Here is a 23263-nt window from a genome sequence, read left to right on the forward strand (position 1 = left end):
TTTGTGAAAAACTAATTTTAATTGAATATCACAACCCGCTTTGTCTGAAAAAGCTGCAAAGGAATTATCGTGGTAGTTGAATCATTTACGATTGTTACTGAAGTATTATCTATTTTGGCAATAATACCTTTAACGTCGTCAATCTCTATGGTCTGCCCCTCATGGTAATTTTTACGACTATAAAAAGAGGAAATAATATTGGCCAGCACGTCGCGTGATGCGATGCCGTATCCAATAGCAAATGCAGCTACAGCCCCACCGATAATGAGTATAAAACTGGATTCAAGCATATCGGTTTCAATACCTATTTGTCGGAGCGCAGTCAGAAAAGTTATAATCAGGAAAAATACAAAACATATATTGCCTATTAGCTTGGCTGACGCAATATTAAAAGACTTACATAAAGCGATAACGGCTGTTTTAATAGCATCTGAAAACATGATACCGATTTGCAGCATCACTGCTCCTGCTATTAGTTTGGGAATAAAACTAACCAACGAAGCCGCCATATTAGTAATTGTATCAACGCCCAGCGTATCTGCGGCAAAAGTCAGAAAGATGAGAAGTATATAGTAGTACAATATCTTAGCTACTATTTCGCTTAAAGAAATTTCTGTTTTTAACTGCTTGATAATTCCAATTTCATTCAGCCTGTCCCCTATTCTGTCAAATCCTAAACGGGTAAGGATTTGGGAGATAAGAATTTTGACACCTCTGGCTACGAGATAACCTATGGCTAATATTACAAGACAACCGATTACTCTGGGTACAAATTCAACAAACTGACTAATCAGCGTGTAAAAAGTATTTCTTAAAATTTCTGCAATATTGGGGAGGTTTTTCATTTGTATAGTGTGTTTTGATTATTATTCTTTGGAGCCATCTGAAACTGCAACAGTAATTGCTGTAAGAAAATGTTCAGTAAAAAGTGTTATTACTTCCATACTATTCCTGATGGTATCTACTTCAGCTACAATAGCGCGTTTCAGGTATTCAGGAACCTGATCGTTCGGTTCCAATTCCTTAAATACAGTGTTTCCTTCAGGCATCTTTATAGTGGATTATCATAATATATCACTTACTAATTCTATCATCTTTGCAGCCAAAATGCCAAGAAAAATGATGGTTTCCAGATACTTTTTCCTCAGTTTCTCACGCGACCGCAGTAAACGCATTTTGATGGCGCTCTCTGTTACATTGAAAATACCTGCAATATCACGTATGCTGAGGTCATCCATGTATTTCATAAAAAGAACTCCCTTTTCTTCAACAGTGAGCTGATCCAGAGCTGTTTTTAAATTCTTAACCTGAATGTCTTCATCATCGAAGAGATTGTTCAGATCAACATCATCGGGAACCTCAATGGGATCTTCCTGTAGTACTTCTCCCCGCTTCTTATTGGAGCGAAGCTGATCCATACAGTGATTGTATGTGATCGAATACAGCCATGTAGAAAACTTAGCATCTTCCTTGAAGGTACCTAGTTTAAAGATAAGCTTCAAAAAGATGTCATGTGTAAGATCTTCTGCTTTTGCAGAGTCCTTCACAAAGGACAAGCATTTGTGATATACCTTTTCGGAATATCGTTCATAAAGCTTTTCAAAATAGCGATTTTCCTGAGTTTCTACGAAAAGCTTTACCAGCTCCTCATCAGTGAAATTATGGCGTGCATAATCATTTTTAGATGTTCTGACTGCCATATTATGAGAAGGTAACGTTGTTAACCATAATTCTTAACTAATAGTGTGAGTAATATTTTGCGTAAATATTAAAAAACAACGCCTGGTATACAAGAAGATACCAGGCGTTTTTAATATAATTTTTTCAGGAATTAATTTTATCCCCCGATAGATATACGGTTGAAAGACTTCACATTTAATCCTTTCACAGTTTTTTCCAATAACTGACGTATAGTCAGGGAAGAATCTTTTACAAATTCCTGGTTCAACAAAGTATTGTCTTTGTAGAATTTCTGAAGTTTACCCTGTGCGATTTTTTCCAACATTGCCTCTGGCTTACCTTCTGCACGAGCCTGCTCCTTACCTACTTCGATTTCTCTTTCTACAGTAGCAGCATCAACTCCGTCTTTATCTACAGCAACAGGCTTCATTGCTGCGATCTGCATCGCAACATCTTTTCCAAGCTCAGTTACATCCGTTCCGTTAGTACCCTCAAAGGCAACCAATACACCAAGTTTACCATTTGAGTGGATATATGCAACAACCTGATCCGAAGTAATATTTTCGTAAGAAACGATCTCAAGTTTCTCGCCAAGCTTACCTACAAGATCAATGATATTTTCACTTACCGGACGTCCGTCCGCAAGTGTAGCAGTAAGAAGTGATTCCTTATCAGCAATGTTATTTGCTACAGCCACATCCAAAATGCTCTGCGCAAGATTTTTGAAATCTTCTACATTGGAAACAGGTTCAGTTTCACATGCAAGTGCAACAATTTTACCGTTCGTTCCATCAGCACTGATGTTTACCAATACAGCGCCTTCAGATACTGCATTATCGGCACGTTTAGCTGCTACTTTTTGACCTTGTTTACGAAGAATATCAACGGCTTTGTCAAAATCGCCTTCAGCTTCCTGAAGTGCTTTTTTACAATCCATCATTCCGGCGCCAGTCATTTGGCGCAGTTTATTTACATCTTGTGCGGTAATTGCCATGATTTGAATGAATATGGTTTAATACTTTTTGGTAGCTTCCGATTAAGTAAACTTTATGATTTGATTACGAAATCGGTTTTCAAAATAATTTCTAAAAAACTGTAGCCCATAGCAAGGTGGCTATGGGCTACTTTATCTGTTCAGACATGATACGGGTTGAATAAGAAGCAATCCGTATCGCCCTTCGTTATTCTACGTCGGAATCAGCCGCCGCTTCTGCAACTGGTGCAGATGCTTCTTCAGTACCTTTATCAGCCTGACGTTTTGCTTCTTCTTCCTCAACCAGACGCTGGTCGTCTTTATCTTGTTTGCGTTCCATCAAACCTTCTTCGATTGCTTTTCCGATAGCCAAAGTAATCAATGAGATTGCTTTGTAAGCATCGTCATTACTTGGGATAGGGAAATCAACCAATTCAGGGTTTGAGTTTGTATCGCAGATAGCAAAGATAGGTATATTCAATCTTTTTGCTTCTGCAACCGCAATGTGCTCGCGTTTTACATCAACGATGAAAAGGGCAGCAGGAAGACGAGTTAAGTCAGCTACACCACCTAACACTCTTTCCAATTTATCCTTCTCACGTGTAAGCATCAGGCGTTCTCTTTTCGCTATATTGCTAACCGTGGTTTCGTCTTTAAGCATCTTCTCAAGAGTCTGCATTTTTTTCAAAGACTTGCGAATAGTGCCAAAGTTTGTAAGCATACCTCCCAACCAACGATCAGTTACGTAAGGCATTTTAAGGCGTTTTGCCTCTTCTGTTACGATTTCCTGCGCTTGTTTTTTAGTAGCAACAAACATGATCTTACGTCCTGAACGAACGATTTGCTTCAACGCAGCCTCAGCGTCATTGATGCAGCTCAATGTTTTGTTCAGGTCAATGATGTGAATCCCGTTCTTCTCCATGAAGATGTATGGAGCCATACGTGGATCCCACTTGCGGGTAAGGTGACCAAAATGAACACCTGCATCCAATAGTTCTTTATATTCTATTTGTGCCATTGCCAAATTTGATTTATAATATTTTAGTAATTTTTGTTACGCAGCACAGCACATCGGGCACGATAAGTACTGTCTGGACATCCTTTTGTCAAGGTTTGTCACTTGTTGACAGGTGTAGTCATTTGTTGTTGAGCTTCCAGAGCGTAACAATACCTGACTATTTCCTGACCATATTTGACTATTCCTGACAAAATAAATATTAACGTTTCGAGAACTGGAATTTTCTACGAGCCTTAGCACGTCCGTATTTCTTACGTTCAACCATACGAGGGTCACGAGTAAGGAATCCTTCTTTTTTAAGAGCTCCACGGAATTCTCCGTTATATTCACAAAGTGCACGTGCAACAGCCATACGAATTGCTTCCGCCTGACCTGTAACACCACCACCTCTTACATTCACCTTAATATCGTAAGCACCATTTTCGCTGATTGTAGCGAAAGGTTGTTGAAGAACAATCTGGTGTACTTCAAATGGGAAATACTCTTTGTAATCGCGGCCGTTTACTTTGATATCTCCTTTGCCCGGCGTCATATAAATACGAGCCACAGCAGTTTTTCTTCTACCTATTGTGTTGATAACTTCCATGAATTACAACTGGATTTCTTTTGGTTGCTGTGCGCTGTGCGGATGTTCTGCAGCAGCATAAACAAACAGATTTGTAAATAAACGACGTCCCAAACGATTCTTTGGAAGCATACCTCTTACCGCTTTCTCAATTACACGCTCAGGGTGCTTTTCGAGCAACTCGCGAGGAGTTTGAAAACGCTGACCTCCCGGGTAACCTGTATGACGAACATAAACTTTGTCAGTCATTTTTTTACCTGTCAACTTAATTTTATCGGCGTTGATAATGATCACATTATCACCACAGTCTACATGAGGAGTATAATCTGGTTTGTGCTTGCCTCTGATCATTTTAGCAACTTCACTAGCCAAACGGCCAAGAATTGCATCTTTAGCATCGACAATAACCCACTCCTTGTTTACTGTGTTTTTGTTCGCCGAGATGGTTTTGTAGCTTAACGTATCCACGATTAACAAAAAAGATTTAATTGATTTTCAATAAATTACACTGTTACAAGACAGTCCCATCGCAAAATGGGAGTGCAAATATAGAGTTTAACAAATTGAATTACAAGTATGTTTGTATTTTTTCGAAATTACGCCCCTTTCAAGGACTAAATTCAAGTAAGAATCACCCGATCTGACCTGATATACTTTGTGAAAATTTATCAGAATTACTACCTGGCTATTGGAATAATTGAAAGGAAATTGCCACATACGGCATACTGTAGCGACTCGAAAAACGTCTTTCCCGTTCGTCCAAAAAAACTTTTTGGCCTTCAATATTTCTGGTGAGGTATGCAATCTGCCCAAACTGGTAGCCCACTTTAAGTGCCATACTTCTGGTAAACCATAATCTTGCGTATACCTCTGACTGACCACCATAGTTATCTAAAAACAACGGCAGCAAGTTGAAATTCACAGGTCTTGTTACAACGAGTTGGTCGTAATATTTCCTTCCTGTTCCTGAGGATCCTGCTTCTGACGGATAATATCCGCTTCTTCGAGAGCCCAAAGCCAATCCTATCAGATCCGTGTTAGCACCAATATCCAGCTTCCATACTTTCACACTGGCTCCTGCGACAAAACTTAGTCCGTTAGCAGATACCTTTTTATACTCAAGTGTATTGGCTGAAGAAGAAGCTGCCTGAGAAACCAGATTCAGATCATTTCCATAATAGCCCCAGGCTCGAATGCCAAGTCCCACGCGCAACCATTTTACGCGGTTCAATGGAATATCTTCGTGATAGAGCACGGAAGGCGCCCAGGCATTTTTAGAAAAACCAGCTCCCATATCCAGCGTTGCCTGAGCTGTATTGGACCCCTGTGCAAAGGCTGTCTGACTGAAAACAAATAACGATAATAGTGTGAGTGTAATGCTTTTCATTTTTCTTTATAGCTGATGAGTCGGTAAAATTACAATTTTAGCAATCTATCATACTAACAGGAAGATGCGTTATAGGAATAATGCAACTAAATCTTATACTGCTTTTAAATTTGTTTGAAATTGTGATTATTAAGATAAATCTTTGGGCATTTGTGAACATTCTCTTTCAGTGATATATTTCGGATATTGAAAAAAGGTCTATGAAAATCTCCTTTGTTGGTTCAGGAAACGTTGCGTGGCATCTCTCTCAGGCTATGGAAGAGGCAGGTCACTGGATTTGTGAAGTATATAGCCGGAATACGCAAAATGCAAGAAAGCTGGCTGCAGAATTATATGATGCCAATATACAACCCGATCTGAACTTTGCAGATAGCATTGCAGACGTTATAGTAATGGCTGTTTCTGATGATGCACTGGATCAGGTCATTCAACAAATTGTGTTTCCTGAAAACGTCATCGTAGTGCATACGTCAGGTACACGCTCTCTGGCGGAATTTCAGAGACTGATTGAAATATATAGCGACGTTTTCGTCCATACAGGCATTTTTTATCCTTTACAAAGTTTTTCTAAGGGCTTTCCGATCGATTACAAAGAATTGCCGCTGTGTATCGAATCAAAAAATGAGCTGATAGAGAATAAGCTGATCAATCTTGCACAAAGTATCAGTGATAATGTCACCAGAATGGATTCCCATGAAAGGTTTGTGCTACATGTAGCTGCCGTTTTTGCTAATAATTTCACCAATTATCTCATCGGCTTATCTCATGATCTTATCTCACGCGAACAACTGAATTTTGATCTTTTAAAACCGCTTATCCAGACTACGATTGATAAAGCTTTTGATTCTGAGGAACCCTCAGAAGTACAAACGGGTCCTGCCAGAAGAGGCGACTGGGCTACTATTAACCGACATATGGAATATTTACAGGAAACCAATCCCGAATGGACTGATATTTATCGCCTGCTGACTGACAAAATCCGGGAACTATACATTGCAAAATAATAACATCGGTCAACGTAGAAAAAAGTTCGGTTATATTTGCACCTCTCAAATGATCCGGATTACATGGAATTCTCACTAAAAGAGCGCTTTCAGCGCATTACAACCTTTATTTTTGACGTTGATGGTGTCATGACCGACGGCAGTGTTATCGCTTTGGAAAGTGGAGAACAGCCACGTATTTTCAACGTTCGTGACGGGTATGGAATCAATCGGGCCATCAAAATGGGATACCGCGTTGCCATTCTTTCCGCTCAAAATCAGGTAGGTGTACGAAAAAGACTGGAATATCTGGGCGTGACGGATATTTTCATCGGAACTTCGCCTGACGGAAAACTGCCTATATTCAGGAAATATCTGGAAGAAGCAAATATTACGGAAGAAGAGATCGTATTTATGGGTGACGACCTGCCCGACTGGGAGGTGATGCAAACCAATGTACTGGGTGCATGCCCGGCAGATTCGGCAGAGGAAATCCTTGAACTGGCAGACTATATTTCTCCCAAAAATGGCGGATATGGTGCTGTTCGTGATTTGATCGAGCAAGTGATGAAGGAGCAGGGCAAATGGATGGCCTGGTTTGAAAAAGGAAAATAAGGGAAGAAATCAGAAATAAAATAAGTGAAACAAAAGCGTTACTTCCCCAACCTGAATGGCATTCGCTGTATTGCGGCGTTGTTGGTTGTTTTTCATCATCTTGAACAAGCCAAGCACTCTTACGGAATAGCCAATACCTATGAAGTTCCTATAGTTCAACATGCCGGCAGATTGGGTGTAGGGCTGTTCTTTGTGGTAAGTGGATTTCTTATTACCTACCTGTTGCTTCAGGAAAGAGGCAATTATGGGAATATAGATGCGAAAAAGTTTTATCTGAGAAGAGGTATTCGTATCTGGCCCGTTTACTTTCTCATTATTGGTTTGTCATTTTTCGTTTTTCCACACCTGGAATTACTGGCTTTCCCTGGCACTACTGAAAAATTACAGATTCATGTTTCTGAACGTCTGGCCTTTCTGATACTGGTTTTGCCAAATTATGCTTTTGTACTTTATGATCTCCCCTACTGGTGCGCACAAACCTGGTCCATCGGTGTGGAAGAACAATTTTACTACCTGTGGCCCTGGCTGATCAAATATCCTAAAAGAAGAGTTTTCATTATTCTGTTTTTTCTGCTGATCTCAGCTGGCGTTCTCTGGACAGGAATCCATTTTCTTCAGGCTGAAAAAGAAATTGAAAATGCCATCATTACGACTTTCATAGGCCAATTCCGGATCCAGACTATGGCGCTGGGGGGCATTTGCGCCTGGCTTGTGTACACCGATAAAAATCAGATTCTGCAGTTTATCTTCAGAAAAGACATGCAGGCAATTGTATATAGCCTTTTACTGATTCTCTTTTTCTCAGGCATTCATTTCACCGGCTTTCTGGAAGTGTATGCGTTCTTTTTTGCGTTCATCATATTAAATGTTTCCTGTAATCCCGATTCCATTGTCAGTCTGGAGAATCGGGTGATGAATCATCTCGGAAAAATATCTTACGGATTATACATCTACCACGTATTTGTCATCGTCATCATTATCAATATATTAAAAACACACTTTCCGGCAGTAACAGGTTTGGAATATCAAATTCTGGCTTATTTGCTCACTCTGATCTTCTCCGTGTTAGTGGCGTCATTGTCTTATTCTTATTTCGAAAAACCATTACTTGCATTTAAGGATAAGCGATTTGGTCGTTAGTGAATGCCAACATTGATTTTGTTACCATAAATTAAGGCTTTCCCTTATCTGTATCTGCAAGTTCTGTCATGGTGTAGAACTTCAGATCCTGCTTTTGTGCTGCCTGTAGTATCGTTTCCAGAAAGGATACATTGAAACCATATTCGCCATTTACAGGCTTTGCATATAGCGGTTCGTGCCCAAATAACATCAACGCCGTATTTGTTTTTTTTGCTTTTTCAATAGCGTCTTTCATTTCATCATCAGTAATACCTGAATCCTGATCAATCAATAAAGCATCTACAACGGCGGTATGATCAAATTCATAGTAGATCCAGTCCATAACCCTTGGTGCTGCTGTATACAATGGAATCCCTTTGAAAGCTCTTCTGGAAATAGCTACATCCCTTAAAATTCTGAATCCGTTAGCCAACAGAACTGAGTCTACCTCATCATTATGATTTCCCCCAGGATGAGCATAAGAAGTAGGCTTAAAGCCTGCCGCTGCCATGTAATTCATACCGGGTGTGAGCTCGGTTTCTACGTACTTGTCTGCCCCAAGTGTGATCAACTCTGTCGATTTTCCATGAATTGTTCCGTGAAAGCCAATCTCATGACCTTCACTTTGTAACTGCTTCAATTTTTTGATCTCGTCGGACTTGAGACTATCCGGACAGGTAATGAAGAAGGTTACCTTCGCATTGTACTTCTGAAATAAGGGACGCAATTCATACCATTCATCAATAAAATGATCATCAAAAGAAATGGCAATTCCAGCTTGTCCTTCTCCCCCCTTTTTCTGCTGACAGGAAGGAACAAAATTTAGCAAAATGAAAACCAATGTGTATCGGAGACGGAACATGACAAATTTGAAAGGACAATTTTAGCGGACCAAATGATCGAAAAAGAGATGGAACAGGTTAAAATCAGAATGAACTGTTATTTTCGCTAAATTAATGAGTGATGATGAAAATACTTCATACTGCCGACTGGCATATTGGTAAAAAGCTGGACCAGTACTCCCGTTTGGAAGAACAACGCCTTGTATTAGCGGAAATATGCGAAATTGCTGAAAAGGAAAATGTGGATGCTGTGGTTGTCGCCGGCGATCTTTTTGACAACTTCAATCCGTCTTCCGAGGCAACGGAATTACTATATACCACTCTACACCGTTTGTCTGCGAATGGTAGCCGCGCTGTAATCGCCATCGCCGGTAACCACGACTCGCCTGAAAGAATACAGGTTCCGGATGCACTGGCAAAGGTATGTGGAATCATTTTTGTCGGTTTTCCAAATACAGAAATCCATCAATTCTGTACACAAGGAAAAGTAGAAGTTACCAAAACCGACAAGGGATTTATTGAACTTCAGCTTCCTAATTCACCCTTTCCGCTCCGGATCATTCATACGCCCTATGCAAACGAACAGCGACTTAAAACGTTCCTGGGGATAGAAAATAGTGAGGATGCATTTCGCGAACACCTGCAGCTCCACTGGCAGGAAATAGCAGACAAGTACATGGACGATCAAGGTTTCAATCTCCTCGTAACCCATTTGTATGTGATGAAAAAAGGAGATCCTGATCCTGAGGAAGAGCCTGAAGAAGAACGTCCGATTTTGCATGTTGGCGGAGCCCAGGCCATATATACTGAGAACTTTCCAAAGCAGGCACATTATGTAGCATTAGGACATTTGCACAGGTGCCGCTCTGTGGATCAAAACCCGCCCGTGGTGTATTCAAGCAGTCCGCTGGCGTATAGTTTTTCGGAAGCCAATCAGGATAAACAAGTGGTATTACTGGAAGCCGCCGCAGGTTCCCTGGTAAAATATACGCCTATTGAGTTGAAACAAGGCAAAAAATTACGTCGTGGTAAATTTGAAAGTATAGACGAAGCCATAAGCTGGCTACAAGGGTATGCTGACGACCTTGTAGAACTTACGATTGTTTCTGACAATTATCTGGAATCATCAGATAAAAAGCGGTTAACCGAAGCACATTCCGGCCTGATACAGATCATACCCCAAATTCGCCGGATCAACGAAGAAACGGAAGCTGCAGCTATTGATCTTTCTCTCAGTGTAGAAAAGTTGTTTGGTGAGTATTTTAAAAGCAAAAACAAAGGGCAGGAACCTTCTGAAGGTTTGATGGATGTATTGAGGGAAGTGTTGGGCGCTGAGGAGGAACAAGGGTAAGTTGAGAGTCATTCACTTACAGTTAACAAAACGAAAAAAGCAGACAAACTTTCGTTTGTCTGCTTCAATATCATCGACTTTAAAATCAGCTAGCCCTTCTTAGCTTTGCTTCAATGGTCTGTTGTGTATGGGGTACAATGCGAAGGCGTTCCTTGGGGATTAGTTTTCCGGTATCAATGCAAACTCCATAAGTTCCGTTTTTAATACGAACCAATGCATTTTCAAGTTGGATCGAATATTTCTGTAGACGAGCAGCCAACTGGCTCAGGTTTTCACGCTCACTTGCATCAGCTCCATCTTCAACAAGCTTGGCCGATCCCGCAGTAACATCCGTACCGCTGTCATTTTTCTTGCTCAAACCTCCTTTGATGTAGTTTAGTTCACTCATCGTAGCTTCCAGTTTACCCAGAATAAGCTCTTCAAATTCCTTTAATTCTTCTGATGAATATCTGGTTTTCTCTTCTTGTTGCATAATCCTAATTGATTTGAATGAATCTGTAATAAGGAGCGTTTCAAAGCACAAAAGTAGTAGTATTCTATCTATTTTGGAACAATTACTTCAATGAAAAAACACATTTAATAAAAAATTATTCTGAGTAAAAATCAATAGATTGGCTTTGTAAGCTGCAAAAAACAAAGCCATTACCTGATGAGGTAATGGCTTTGTTCAGGTTTTGTACACCAAACTATTTATACATTACTGACTTCACAGCATCCACCACACGTTTCACGTTTGGCAAAATCTCTTCAATCAGCGTAGGAGCGTACGGAAGCGGCACATCGCGGCTTGTAACACGGATCACCGGAGAGTCCATATAGTCGAACGCGTGGCGTTGAATATGATAAGCAAGTTCTGTTGAAATGGAAGCAAGCGGCCAAGCCTCTTCAACAACCACACAACGGTTTGTCTTCTTCACAGATTCAATTACTGTTGCATAATCGATAGGGCGAACGGTTCTCAAATCTATCACCTCTGCATCAATGCCCTCTTTTTCCAGTTGCAATACCGCCGGCATCACTACACGAGGAACCATTTTTCCAAATGATACAATTGTAACATCTTTTCCGGGACGCTTTACATCGGCTTTTCCCAAAGGAATCAGATACTCTTCTTCGGGCACCTGCATCTTATCTCCATACATTACTTCCGATTCCATGAAGATAACCGGATTGTTGTCGCGGATAGATGATTTCAGAAGTCCTTTCGCATCGTATGGGTTAGATGGCACAACCACTTTTAAACCTGGAGTATTGGCAAACCAGTTCTCAAAGTTCTGAGAATGCTGAGCACCCAGCTGACCTGCATTACCTGTTGGTCCACGGAAAACAATCGGGCATCCGATCTGACCTGCAGACATAGAAAGGATTTTCGCAGCACTGTTAATGATCTGATCGATCGCTACAAGTGAGAAGTTGAAGGTCATGAATTCCACTATCGGACGAAGACCATTTCCTGCTGCACCTACTGCAATACCCGCAAATCCGAGCTCAGCAATGGGTGTATCGATTACGCGATCCGGTCCAAATTCATCCAGCATTCCCTGGCTGGCTTTATAGGCGCCATTGTATTCCGCAACTTCTTCTCCCATAAGGAAAATACTTTTGTCAAGGCGCATCTCTTCCGACATGGCGTCGCGAATGGCATCTCTAAATGCTATTTCTTTCATCCGTAATTTTGATAATTATTTAATGCTATAAACGGAACCTATCAATATGTCAGCATTCGAAGGATAATAACTTTGAACAACACATCAAACGAAGGTTCTGTACACTGGTTTCAAAATGATCAGGTAAAATTAGAGAATCAAGGTCAATTCTCAAATTCTTTCAAAGAAGCATTCTGCTAAATAGGAGTTTATATCCAACAATAATTCAGGATATCTCATCCAGGTTGTATGATTTATATCAATATGCATGCTTCTCTTATACATCCAGCATCAATTCCGGGGAAGCATGACGTACCTATAAATAAAAAAAGAGGCATAACCTAAGTCATGCCTCCCGAACATATTTTTTGGAAATTTAGAAGCTATAAGTAAAATTCGCCAGCAATGCACGCGGCATTTGCGGAGCAATGGTAGACCAGCCCTTGTAATATTCCTTATTGAAAGCATTATTCAGTTTAAGACCGATACGGTAATGATCTGCCTGATAGAAAAGTGCTCCGTTGGCCACAGTGTATGCAGGTAGCATAAAGTCTCCGGTTGAAACGTAATTAATCGCAAAACGCTCACTCGCTCCATTCGCACCGACACCCAGACCAAAGCCTTTTAAATTACCGCTCGGCACTTCGTAGTTAGCCCAGAAATTATACAATACATCAGAACCTGCACCAAGCGGTCTTTTTGCCAGAATTTCCAGGTTGTCTGATTTGGTCGTCTTACTATCATTTTTGCTGTACCCGGCTCTGATATCCAAACCTCTCACCGGAGTAGCGTTTACTTCTATCTCAAATCCCCGGCTGTACGCCTCTCCACCTTGAATTTTGTTGAATATGGATGCAGGATCGGTAATCACCTGATCTTTTACCTTAATATCATAATAGCTGATCGTTGCATTCAGCTTATTTTTGATCAGATTGGTTTTGATACCAAATTCCAACTGATTCGCTTGTTCAGGACGGAACGACTTGAGCGTCTGCGGGCCATCCTGCGGATCTCCGACAAGGGCAGGAGCTACATTGGTAAATCCATTTTGATAATTAGCAAAAACAGATACTTTATTCAAAACAGGCTGATACAAAAGTCCGAATTTGGGCGACAGCGTTGTTTGATTGAAGTTGTCCTCAGAAGTGGTAACATCACCTACATTGTCGAAATGATCCAGACGAAGTCCTACCATTGCAGACAAATTATTTGTAATATTCAGTACATCAGAAGCATAAGCACTGAAAATATTGAATTTTGACTTTTGATTGGCAACAGGCAGAGTCGCCAAAACCGCATCCACAGCAGCAGCCGACAGAGGATAAGCTCTTGTTTCAGTATCCCCGGTAAATGGATCGTCCCCGCTGAATCCGCCCTTGGGTGTCACATTCCCATAAAATGCATAGGCTGTACCGTTACTTGTGGTGGTAGCAGAAAAGTAATCCAAACCGACAACAACCCTGTTTCTCAGTTTGCCTACTTTGAAATCACCAATAAAATTTTGCTGTATGTCCGAAGTTCCGGTATACTCGTTTTGCTTATTCAGGAAGCGGGAGAAAGTGTCGTTGCCAAGTAAACCAAAGTCAAACAGGTAGGAATAATATCCTTTGGTAGACGTAGCGCTTTTAGAAACAAGGGTCTGAGATTGCCAGGTGTCAGAAAGCTTATAGTTCATTTCAACACGATAGTTCTGCGTCGGGTTTTCTAATGTCAGGTCATTGCTCGTGAAAGAAAGCTTATAATTGTATCCCAGCTCCCTCATGTTTTTAGATTGCGTAGGCGCACTTCTGTTCAAAAACAGGAACATCGGGTTGGTCTGCTCGGCCTGGGTAATCTCTCCGTAAAAAGAAAACGATAACTTGTTATTCACTTTATAGGAAAGCGACGGAGCTACGAAAAAGGATTTTCTGAAACCGGCATCCTGAAAGCTTCTTTCTGTTAAATACGACGTATTCAGCCTGAAATAAATATTTTTCTCTTTGCTTAGAGCGGTGTTAAAATCACCAACAATCTGGTTTAGCCCGTAAGAACCCGTTGTAAATGACAGCTCACCGCCTGTACCTACATATGGTTTTTTGGTTACGACATTGATCAAGCCTCCATAGGAACTTACCGCATTCCCAAACAAGGTTGCAGAAGGACCTTTCAGTACTTCAATATGTTCGATGTTTGCCGGATTGATTGTTCCGTTTGTTAATCCCGGCAGACCGTTTACGAGTTTCGGCTGTACTGAAAATCCGCGTAATGTATAATAGCCCGCCCCGTCACCACCACGACCGGTAGATGTCCAAAGGTTATCCACACCAGCTGCATTCTTCAGGGCATCATCGAAATTAGTTACGATTTGAGTCTTCAACAGGTAGTTGGTAATTGTGCTGTATACCTGCGTATTTTCAAAATCTTTCAGTGGCAACTTAGATACGTAAGCCGTTTGGTTCCGTGAAAATTTATTATCCCTCTCTCCTTCTACGATCACTTCCCGCAAGATTTCATCGCCTTCATACATCGTGATCGTATTCAGATCGACTTCGTTTTGCGCTATTGTGAATGGGACTTCTCTCGTTTTAAAACCAACAGAAGATACCGACAATATGTAATCACCGTCAGCTATGCTGGAAATTGTGAAAACGCCAGCCGCGTCTGTCGATGCTCCGATATTCGTATTTTTGATAAGTGTACTGACGCCTGCCAGGCTACTCCCGAAAATATCTGTTACAGTTCCTCTTAGTTTGCCCGTTTGAGCGAATACAGAAGATGATAGCAGCAGAAAGGCTATGAATGATAAAAGATGTTTCATTTATTATTTAGACTTATTATAATTTAATATTTCGCGCAAAAGTATCTGCGCAAATCTACACTTGCAAGAGATTTATAATTTTCACAGAAATTTAATTTTAATAACTCTCACATATCTTCAAAAGATACTCATAAGCACCTCTAATAAAATACCTTACGAATAGACATAAAAAATCCCTACCTGAACCAAATTTGGATTTAAGTAGGGATACATCATGTATCTATCGAAACAGATATTTAAATATTCAGGTCATTGTATAGGAATTACATCCACTTCTACTTTCAGTTCATGCTTTCCATAGCTGAAAATAATTCCCTTCAGCGGTGTAACATCGCTGTAATCGCGCCCCCATGCCGTAACAATGTGACGTTCACTGGGCACCACATTATTCGTCGGATCGAAATCACACCAGCCATAATCCGGGATAAATACAGATATCCACGCATGAGAAGCATCAGATCCCTGTAACTTGGCTTTTCCCGGAGGAGGCAAAGTTTCCAGATAACCGCTTACATAACGCGCCGGAAAACCGAATCCTCTGATACAGGCAATGGCCAGATGTGAAAAATCCTGACAAACACCTTTTTTTGCAGCCAGCACTTCGCGTATAGGCGTATGAACTGTGGAAAAGTCAGGCATGAAATCAAATTCATGAAAAATCTTACTGCACAGCGCCTGTACGCAGCTATACAAAGAAGCATCCGGCTTGAAGCAATCCTTCGCAAAGTCAAGAATGTGCTCATCCCATTTCACCAGCGGACTAGTCAGCATATATTCAAGAATGGAAACCCGTAATGGTCTGTCATCCTGAATTCGCAATGTCGCCTCTTCGCAGGTAATAACCGATTTTTCCAGCGGATTGCCAGTTGTCTCAGTAAGTGATTCAACGATACTGGTCGCGAGCACCGTAAGCTTTTTATGTGGTGAATGAAGTGAAAAATAGTGAGTTGTATTTCCGTAAAAATCAGTTCTTTCTACAATATCCGCCGGCTCGGGAGTAATTTTAATAGAAAAGTCACGACAAAGCTGTCTGGGCAATACCCTTGGAGTAAGGCAAAGTAAACTATGATAGTTATTGACAGGCTCCTCGTAGCTATACTCTGTTTTATGTACCAGTTTATATTTCATCCTTGTCGCTATCCAGTCGGTTAATAAATGAATGCTGCATGATTGTGTGACTGAAATACATGTTTGTCAGTGTAAATGATACCGATGAGACCAGATTTGTTATTTCAGACAGCAGATCAGTCAGCGCTCTCCTTTCCAGTTTTTGATTGTAGATCATCAACGCATCAATATCTGCCAGTTTCACGAGTGTAGAAGCTTTGAGAGCAAACTGTTGTGCCTCATTAAGACGTTCTCCCCGTATGTTGCCCGGAAGTTTACCAATGTTATTCTTCAGCTCATCCAGCATAGATACCAGCGAAAAAGGATGTGTACGCTCCAGCAAAATCAAATCAAGCATGGTAGCAACACTGAGGTGAGATTTGTATATCTGCCGGTAACTTACCAGTAAGTGGTGGTTGATTAATGTAGCTTCAATTAATTCATTTTCGACACTTTCGCTATTTCTGCAACTGAAGTTAGACTGAATGATACTTACCTTGGACAGTATCCTTTCGATCAACTTACCTGTTTCCAGCAAAAAATAGCTATTATCCCTGGGCATACTTTCTGCAATAATTCCCAGGAACATAAACATGTTGTTGTGCAAACCATCCAATGTTCTCTGAATATTATTACTGTTCATGGAAGATGCGTGCATCAGGTCATGATGCCCTTTATTGACCAGATCGATAATGCGCCATGTTTCGAGATCCCACTGATTTCTTACAGCACCCACTGCATTCAGAAATGAACCGATACCCGATGCAACTGTACCTGCACGACGATTGTTTGAAACCAGATCAATAATCTCCGGATAAGGATCTTTGGAAAGTTGCTGCTCTTCCATAAAGCCCGGAAAAGTATAGGAAAGCTGTGTCAATGCCTGTAGCAAAATCTTGATATGCCCCTGCTTTGCCGCTCCTCCGAAGTTCCTGTCAAGATTAAGAACGTTAATGGTAATGTTGATAAACTTGATCAAAGCCATGGTCCGCTCGCAATATCTTCCCACCCAGAAAAGATTTTCTGCACTCCGGCTTGGCAGTGATATATGCTTGTTGGCAGCTAGTAGAGCGGTCAATACCACACGTTCCTGCACTTCGCCCGTTTCGTCTGAAACAATCCATGTGTCTTTTGAAAAACCACCTTGCTGATTAGAAATCTGGAATCTGTCTTTCACCCTGGAACTACGCGTAAGCCCACCCTGCATCACATGATAGCCTTTTTCATCTGCCACCAGAAAGGCACGCAACGCAGCATAACGTGGCACTATGTTACCATCGATGAGAGAAGGAGCAGTAGACAAGCTCACTTCCTGCTGCGCTATATATTCTTTCGGATTAGAACTGACCAGTGCGATCAATTCATTTTTTTCAGCCTGAGACAAAAGTCTGCCATAAATGGACCGGAATTTTGATTTTCTGTTTGCCTTTTTGATAATCAGCTCATCCAGATGATTTATTACATAATTCAGTTCCTTCGGCTGACCGCACCACCAGGTGGCTACAGATGGCATCAGCAGTTTTTCACCCAGAAAATACATACTGATATTGTCCATAAATGCCAGAAAAGCATGGTTTTCCAGCACGCTGCTTCCCGGCGGATTGAGCACCTGCACATTGCCAAGCCTGATCGCCTGTAATAAACCTGGTACTCCCAGTTTCGATTCCACCCGTAGTTCCAGCGGATCACACCAATCATCGTCTATACGTCTGATGATGACATCAACCCGCTGCAAACCATCAATGGATTTTAACCATACAACACCGTTCCTGACCATCAGGTCATCACCCTGTGCCAGCGTGTAACCCAGATGGGATGCCAGATAAGCGTGTTCAAAATAGGCTTCATTGCTTGGACCAGGCGTCAGGTATACGATGTTGGGCGCGTCCTTATTTTTATCCGCTACCCGCAGCACCGTATTTTGCAGACTATTAAAGTACGGAGAAAGCTTGCTTACATACATCCCGTCTGCCAGTTCCGGAATGAGCTTACTCATGACAATCCTGTTTTCAAGCGAATAGCCGGAACCTGACGGCGCCTGCGTACGGTTGTCCAAAATCCACATTTTCCCATCCGGCCCGCGGGCTATGTCAGCTGCATACAAACTGAGCTGTTTTTCTTCGGGCAGCCTGATATCGCTGCAGGACCGACAAAATCCTGTGTTTGCAAAAACCAGTTCAGGGGGTATGATCGCGTTTTTGACCAGATTCCTCGGACCGTAAATATCTTTCAGTATCAGATCAAGCAATAGGGCTCTTTGCTGAAGACCTTTTGATATATGATTCCATTCCTTTTGTTCAATCAGAAACGGAATAGGATCCAACTGCCACGGACGGTTTGTGCCGCCCGCATCATCGTATACATTATAGGTTACGCCGTTCTCACGGAGCTTACTGATGATTTCTACATTTCTGTTCTGCAACTCTGGCAGGCCAAGTTTTTCCATGGAAGAAAAAAGTGCCTGCCAGTGTGGTTTGACCTGGCCGTTTTTATCAAGGATTTCATCATAAGAATCTATCCCGCTTCTATAGGACTCTAAAAGATTCACGGCGGCCTCGGTAAGCATATTCAGTTATATTCAGAATTATTTTTATTTACTTTTCCAGAATTTCCTCAAATCCAAAGTGTTAGGATATTCCGGATCGATGAGTTCAATAGGTGTATCACTTTTCATTTCCTGCTTTGTCTCAGCAATAAATCGTGACACAGCGCCATTGTTTTTCTCAAGTATGGGCACTTCCTGCTTGGCCGAAGGTGTGTGTCCAAAACCTTGAAACAGACTTATTTTCCTGGATTCTGCTTCAAAGCTATTGACTGGGTAAGTGTCAAAGCTACGACCTCCCGGATGTGAAACAAAGTAGGTACAACCGCCCAATATACGGTTATTCCAAGTATCTACAATGTCGAGAACAAGTGGTGCATCTGCTCCGATTGTAGGGTGTAATGCGGAGGGCGGATTCCATGCCTTGTAGCGGATTCCAGCCACATATTCAGCCCTGATTCCTGAGCTCCTGAGCGGAACGCGGCAACCGTTGCATACAAGAATATGCCTTCCTTCCACAAAACCTGACACTTTCACCTGTAATCTTTCCAGCGAAGAATCAACAAATCGTGCCGTACCGGAATTAGATAATTCTTCTCCCAATACATGCCATGGCTCAATACCCAGGCGAAGTTCCAGTTGGATGTTATCCACGGTAATGCCTCCGTAATGTGGAAAACGGAATTCAAAGAACGGATCGAACCAAGATATATCAAAATGATAACCGGCGCCTTTCAGATCGTTCACCACGTCTACCATATCCAGATATGCAAAATGCGGAAGCAGGAAACGGTCATGCAGTTCGGTACCCCAACGGATCAGCTTATGCTTGTATGGCTTTTTCCAGAATTTAGCGATCAGCGCTCTGATCAGTAAGGTCTGTACCAGGTTCATGTGCTTGTGGGGAGGCATATCGAACGCCCTGAATTCCAGTAAACCAAGTTGTCCGGTAGCAGAATCGGGAGAATACAATTTATCCATACAGAACTCCGAACGGTGTGTATTCCCAGTAATATCCACCAGCAAATTCCTGAAAACGCGATCCACCATCCAGAAAGGAACCTCTTCGCCTTCCGGAATCTGTTCAAATGCAAGTTCTACTTCATAAAGCTTTTCGTCTCTACCCTCATCAATACGTGGTGCCTGGCTGGTTGGACCAATAAATGGTCCGGCAAACAAATAACTTAATGCGGGATGATGTTGCCAGTAGGTAATCAGACTCCTCAATAAATCAGGGCGTCGCAGAATTGGACTGTCCGAAGGTTTTGCGCCTCCAATCGTAACATGGTTTCCTCCACCAGTTCCCGTATGGCGACCATCCACCATAAATTTATCGGTACCCAGGCGTGAAAAGAATGCTTCTTCATACAACGCCGTAATGTTATCAACCAACTCCTGCCAGTTTTTAGCCGGATGAATATTGACTTCTATCACACCCGGATCAGGCGTAACATTCAGTTTCTGAAGACGGTAATCTGATGGCGGTGCATAACCTTCAATACGCACCGGCATTTTTAGCTTGTCGGCTGTGGCCTCAACCGATGTGATCAGATCAACATAATGTTCCAGATAGTCTGTCGGGGGTAGGAAAACATATATAATACCATCCCGTTCCTCAACGCTTAAAGCAGTCTTGATAATCGGTATATCGAAGAGTAACTGGTTATCTTGCTCTGTTTTCTCATCTTCCGTATCTGCGATTTTGTTAAGAGGGGCCTGATAAGCGGGTGCTACCGAACCATATCTGCTTTCCACCAATGGACGAAAATCGCCCAGAGCAGGCAGATCTTCAAAAGGACTGCGTTCCACAGGCTGCTCTCTGCGTTCTTTTGCAACCTCGGGAAGTGACTTCAAAGGCAGCCGAAATCCAACGGCGGAATCGCCGGGTATAAGAAAACAGTTGTTGCGGCGGAATTGCCATGCAGAACTACTCCAGTGCTTCCCGGTTTCATTCCAGCCAATAGGCAAGACGAATCCTGCCGGATTGTTTAAACCTCTTTCCAGCAATTTGGCTAATGTCCTTCTTTCAATCGAATCCTTCAGATTTACTTTTAACGGATCCACATTCACAGGTATTTTCCCTTCCTCCATCGCCCAGTAGATCGGATCCTCGTAGGCAGGTGTGATGTTATTGGTATCGATTCCCAGGTACCTGGTCAGCTCATAAGTAAACTGTTCCGCTTCACGATAGCTATATTTGGTTTGGCCTTCCTTGGCAACCAGATCATCATTTTGCCACATCGGTACACCATCATTCCGCCAGTACAAAGCATATTGCCAACGCGGAAACGGCTCTCCCGGATACCATTTACCCTGTCCGAAATGCAGCAAACCACCATGAGCAAACCTGTTTTTAAGACGGAGTGAAAGGTCATAAGCAAGCTGCCTTTTTAGCGGGCCATCCGCAGCGGTATTCCACTCTGCCGACTCAAAATCATCAATAGAGATAAATGTAGGCTCCCCTCCCATCGTCAAGCGAACGTCGCCTTCCTGCAAATCTTTTTCAACCGCTTCACCCACCTCCATGATCTTGTTCCACTGCGTTTCAGTGTATGGCTTGGTTACGCGTGGATCTTCATGTATACGGAAAACCTTATTATCAAACTCAAAACTCACCTCGCAGATATCGGTGGCCCCGGAAACGGGAGCTGCGCTGGCGTAATCGGGTGTGCAGCAAAGCGGAATATGCCCTTCGCTGGCAAACAATCCCGATGTTGCATCCAGACCGATCCAACCCGCACCAGGCACATAAGCCTCTGCCCAGGCATGCAGATCGGTAAAATCTTCTTCGGGGCCTGATGGTCCGTCCAGCGACTTGATGTCAGACGTAAGCTGTACAAGATAGCCCGATACAAAGCGCGCAGCGATTCCCAGGTGGCGCAAAACCTGCACAAACAACCAAGCAGAATCTCTGCAGGAACCACTTTTGATGCCGAGGGTATCTTCACAGGTCTGGACACCCGCTTCCATACGAATGTTATAAGCGATCGAATTAAATAACCTCTGATTCAGATGTACGAGGAAATCTACGATCTTAATGCCATTTGCCGGTCTGTTTTCCTCAATCCACTGCATAAGCGCCGGTCCCGACTCCCTGGCTTCGAGGTATGGACTCAGCTCCTCTTTTAAACCCTTTTCATAAGCAAAAGGGAATCTTTCAGCATATTCTTCAACAAAAAAATCGAATGGATTGATGACCTGCATCTTGGCAATCACTTCCACTTCTATACTCAATTCAGTAGCTTTTTCAGGAAAAACAACCCTTGCCTGGTAATTACCAAAAGGATCCTGCTGCCAGTTAATGAAATGATTTTCCGGCTTAACTTTAAAAGAATAGCCCTCTATAGCTGTACGCGAATGCGGTGCAGGACGTAACCTGAAGATATGTGGTGACAGTGAAACACTCCGGTCGAATTTGTATTTTGTCTTATGGGAAATAGCAACTTTTATAGCCATACTTGGAGTATTACAATGATATCAGATAATTTGGCACAAGTAAATATTTTTTAACCTAAAAAAATGTATTATAGTTATTTTTCAAAACATATTTATACAATAATATACTTTGGCAGAATATTATTTCTGCATAATTCCGAACCACATCTCAGCTGATTTTATTTAAAAACCCCATTCATCGCACTGGATATGGATATGCAGTCTGCTTCAGCTAGTTCACTATAATTTCCGCGCCTTTCCTAAGAACAAGGTTATATTTTAGTTAAAAGTTGCGTAATTCGTCTCAAATCTCAATATCATCTTATTCAATCATTTAAAATGAAAATTGCAATCATCGGCTGCGGCAACATGGGTATGGCATTCGCACGCGCATTCCTCAAATTTGACCTTGTAAGAAAAGAAGATTTTTTACTCGTTGAAAAAAGTGAAGACCGCACCGAGAAATTAAGCAGTTTCCAGCCCGGTGTGATTACCGGCGTCATTGGCCCGCAGGTGGGAGAATACGATCTGATCATTCTTTCTGTTAAACCACAGGATTTTCTTTCTGTATCTGCGTCACTTCGTGAAGTGATCACTGACAAACAAGTGGTGCTTTCTATTATGGCAGGAATTACCATTGACATGATACAGAAAAACCTGGACCATAAACCAGTGATCCGTGCCATGCCAAACACGCCTGCGATGCTGGGAATGGGTATTACCGCCTATTCTGCATCCTCGGAAGTGGACATAAGTCAGCTACGCAAAATAGAAAACCTGATCAACGCGACCGGCCGTTCGGTGTTTTTGGAAGATGAAGAACAACTGAATGCCGTGACTGCATTGAGCGGCAGCGGCCCCGCTTACTTCTTTTATGTCGTAAAAGCGATGATCGACGCCGGCAAACAAATGGGTTTCGAAGAATCCGTAGCGGCGCTATTGGTAAAACAAACCATGCTTGGATCATTCCATTTGATCAATACGGCAGATAAATCGTTGGACGAATTAATCAAAGCAGTTGCTTCGAAAGGCGGAACAACGGAAGCGGCGTTGAGGCAATTCGAAGCTGGTGGCTTGGATGAGACTTTGAAGGCGGGGATTATTGCGGCGCAGGTGAGGTCGAGTGAGTTGTCGAAGGGGTGAGGTTGGGGATGATAACTAATGATGATTAAAAAGTTAACTGTATATTGTAATGGCAAGAAC

Annotated in this window: 20 protein-coding genes; 5 read left to right on the top strand and 15 right to left on the bottom strand. The window is 42.1% G+C overall.

The features are described 5' to 3' along the window. Nucleotides 1-17 precede the first annotated feature (17 nt). The 8 genes from AC1XUE_RS23705 to AC1XUE_RS23740 all read right to left on the bottom strand — a co-directional run bounded on the left by AC1XUE_RS23705 (nt 18) and on the right by AC1XUE_RS23740 (nt 5623). Nucleotides 18-845 (bottom strand): mechanosensitive ion channel family protein, encoded by an 828-nt coding sequence (locus AC1XUE_RS23705; RefSeq protein ID WP_483358477.1) that lies wholly within the window; start codon nt 843-845, stop codon nt 18-20. 21 nt (nt 846-866) lie between these two features. Next, nucleotides 867-1049, bottom strand: coding sequence for a hypothetical protein (locus AC1XUE_RS23710; RefSeq protein WP_483358478.1), 183 nt, complete (start codon nt 1047-1049; stop codon nt 867-869). A 15-nt stretch (nt 1050-1064) separates the two neighbouring features. Beyond that, nucleotides 1065-1700, bottom strand: coding sequence for an RNA polymerase sigma factor (locus AC1XUE_RS23715; RefSeq protein ID WP_483358479.1), 636 nt, complete (start codon nt 1698-1700; stop codon nt 1065-1067). A gap of 137 nt (nt 1701-1837) precedes the next feature. Beyond that, the gene (gene tsf / locus AC1XUE_RS23720; RefSeq protein WP_483358480.1) at nt 1838-2674 is read right to left on the bottom strand and encodes a translation elongation factor Ts; all 837 of its coding nucleotides are present in this window, start codon (nt 2672-2674) and stop codon (nt 1838-1840) included. A gap of 187 nt (nt 2675-2861) precedes the next feature. Next, nucleotides 2862-3671 (bottom strand): 30S ribosomal protein S2, encoded by an 810-nt coding sequence (gene rpsB / locus AC1XUE_RS23725; RefSeq protein WP_483358481.1) that lies wholly within the window; start codon nt 3669-3671, stop codon nt 2862-2864. Nucleotides 3672-3870: 199 nt separating this feature from the next. Beyond that, nucleotides 3871-4257, bottom strand: coding sequence for a 30S ribosomal protein S9 (gene rpsI / locus AC1XUE_RS23730; RefSeq protein ID WP_483358482.1), 387 nt, complete (start codon nt 4255-4257; stop codon nt 3871-3873). Nucleotides 4258-4260: 3 nt separating this feature from the next. Beyond that, nucleotides 4261-4704 carry a 50S ribosomal protein L13 gene (gene rplM / locus AC1XUE_RS23735; RefSeq protein ID WP_483358483.1) on the bottom strand — a complete coding sequence of 148 codons (444 nt, stop codon included), beginning with the start codon at nt 4702-4704 and terminating at the stop codon, nt 4261-4263. A 217-nt stretch (nt 4705-4921) separates the two neighbouring features. Then, complete coding sequence (locus AC1XUE_RS23740; RefSeq protein ID WP_483358484.1) at nt 4922-5623, bottom strand: hypothetical protein; 702 nt, start codon at nt 5621-5623, stop codon at nt 4922-4924. 185 nt (nt 5624-5808) lie between these two features. Between AC1XUE_RS23740 and AC1XUE_RS23745 the strand changes: the two genes are divergently transcribed. From AC1XUE_RS23745 to AC1XUE_RS23755, 3 genes are all read left to right on the top strand, one after another. Beyond that, nucleotides 5809-6627, top strand: a complete 819-nt coding sequence (locus AC1XUE_RS23745) for a Rossmann-like and DUF2520 domain-containing protein (RefSeq protein ID WP_483358626.1) — start codon at nt 5809-5811, stop codon at nt 6625-6627. 63 nt (nt 6628-6690) lie between these two features. Then, nucleotides 6691-7221, top strand: a complete 531-nt coding sequence (locus AC1XUE_RS23750) for a KdsC family phosphatase (protein ID WP_483358485.1) — start codon at nt 6691-6693, stop codon at nt 7219-7221. A gap of 24 nt (nt 7222-7245) precedes the next feature. Next, nucleotides 7246-8361: an acyltransferase family protein gene (locus AC1XUE_RS23755; RefSeq protein ID WP_483358486.1), complete on the top strand. Its 1116-nt coding sequence runs from the start codon at nt 7246-7248 to the stop codon at nt 8359-8361. A gap of 31 nt (nt 8362-8392) precedes the next feature. On the opposite strand, the gene AC1XUE_RS23760 is transcribed toward AC1XUE_RS23755, so the two are convergent. After that, the gene (locus AC1XUE_RS23760) at nt 8393-9202 is read right to left on the bottom strand and encodes a polysaccharide deacetylase family protein (RefSeq protein WP_483358487.1); all 810 of its coding nucleotides are present in this window, start codon (nt 9200-9202) and stop codon (nt 8393-8395) included. A gap of 104 nt (nt 9203-9306) precedes the next feature. Here AC1XUE_RS23760 and AC1XUE_RS23765 point away from each other — a divergent pair, with 104 nt between their 5' ends. Then, nucleotides 9307-10533, top strand: a complete 1227-nt coding sequence (locus AC1XUE_RS23765; RefSeq protein ID WP_483358627.1) for a metallophosphoesterase family protein — start codon at nt 9307-9309, stop codon at nt 10531-10533. A gap of 85 nt (nt 10534-10618) precedes the next feature. Here AC1XUE_RS23765 and AC1XUE_RS23770 read toward each other — a convergent pair whose 3' ends face one another. The 6 genes from AC1XUE_RS23770 to AC1XUE_RS23795 all read right to left on the bottom strand — a co-directional run bounded on the left by AC1XUE_RS23770 (nt 10619) and on the right by AC1XUE_RS23795 (nt 22081). After that, entirely contained in the window at nt 10619-11005 is a 387-nt protein-coding gene (locus AC1XUE_RS23770) for a TraR/DksA family transcriptional regulator (protein WP_483358488.1), read from the bottom strand. A 214-nt stretch (nt 11006-11219) separates the two neighbouring features. Then, entirely contained in the window at nt 11220-12200 is a 981-nt protein-coding gene (locus AC1XUE_RS23775; protein WP_483358489.1) for a pyruvate dehydrogenase complex E1 component subunit beta, read from the bottom strand. Between the two features lie 355 nt (nt 12201-12555). Next, entirely contained in the window at nt 12556-14976 is a 2421-nt protein-coding gene (locus tag AC1XUE_RS23780) for a TonB-dependent siderophore receptor (RefSeq protein WP_483358490.1), read from the bottom strand. Between the two features lie 249 nt (nt 14977-15225). After that, nucleotides 15226-16104 (bottom strand): transglutaminase family protein, encoded by an 879-nt coding sequence (locus AC1XUE_RS23785; protein ID WP_483358491.1) that lies wholly within the window; start codon nt 16102-16104, stop codon nt 15226-15228. Next, nucleotides 16094-18649 carry a circularly permuted type 2 ATP-grasp protein gene (locus AC1XUE_RS23790; RefSeq protein ID WP_483358492.1) on the bottom strand — a complete coding sequence of 852 codons (2556 nt, stop codon included), beginning with the start codon at nt 18647-18649 and terminating at the stop codon, nt 16094-16096. The genes AC1XUE_RS23785 and AC1XUE_RS23790 overlap by 11 nt, the downstream gene beginning before the upstream one ends. 24 nt (nt 18650-18673) lie before the next feature. After that, on the bottom strand, nt 18674-22081 hold the full coding sequence (locus AC1XUE_RS23795) for a transglutaminase family protein (RefSeq protein WP_483358493.1): 3408 nt from the start codon (nt 22079-22081) through the stop codon (nt 18674-18676). Nucleotides 22082-22399: 318 nt separating this feature from the next. Here AC1XUE_RS23795 and proC point away from each other — a divergent pair, with 318 nt between their 5' ends. Next, a complete protein-coding gene (proC, locus tag AC1XUE_RS23800) occupies nt 22400-23203 on the top strand; it encodes a pyrroline-5-carboxylate reductase (protein ID WP_483358494.1) in 804 nt (267 codons plus the stop codon). Nucleotides 23204-23263 lie beyond the last annotated feature (60 nt).

The sequence above is a fragment of the Dyadobacter sp. HNCC25DJ187 genome, from assembly GCF_056895255.1.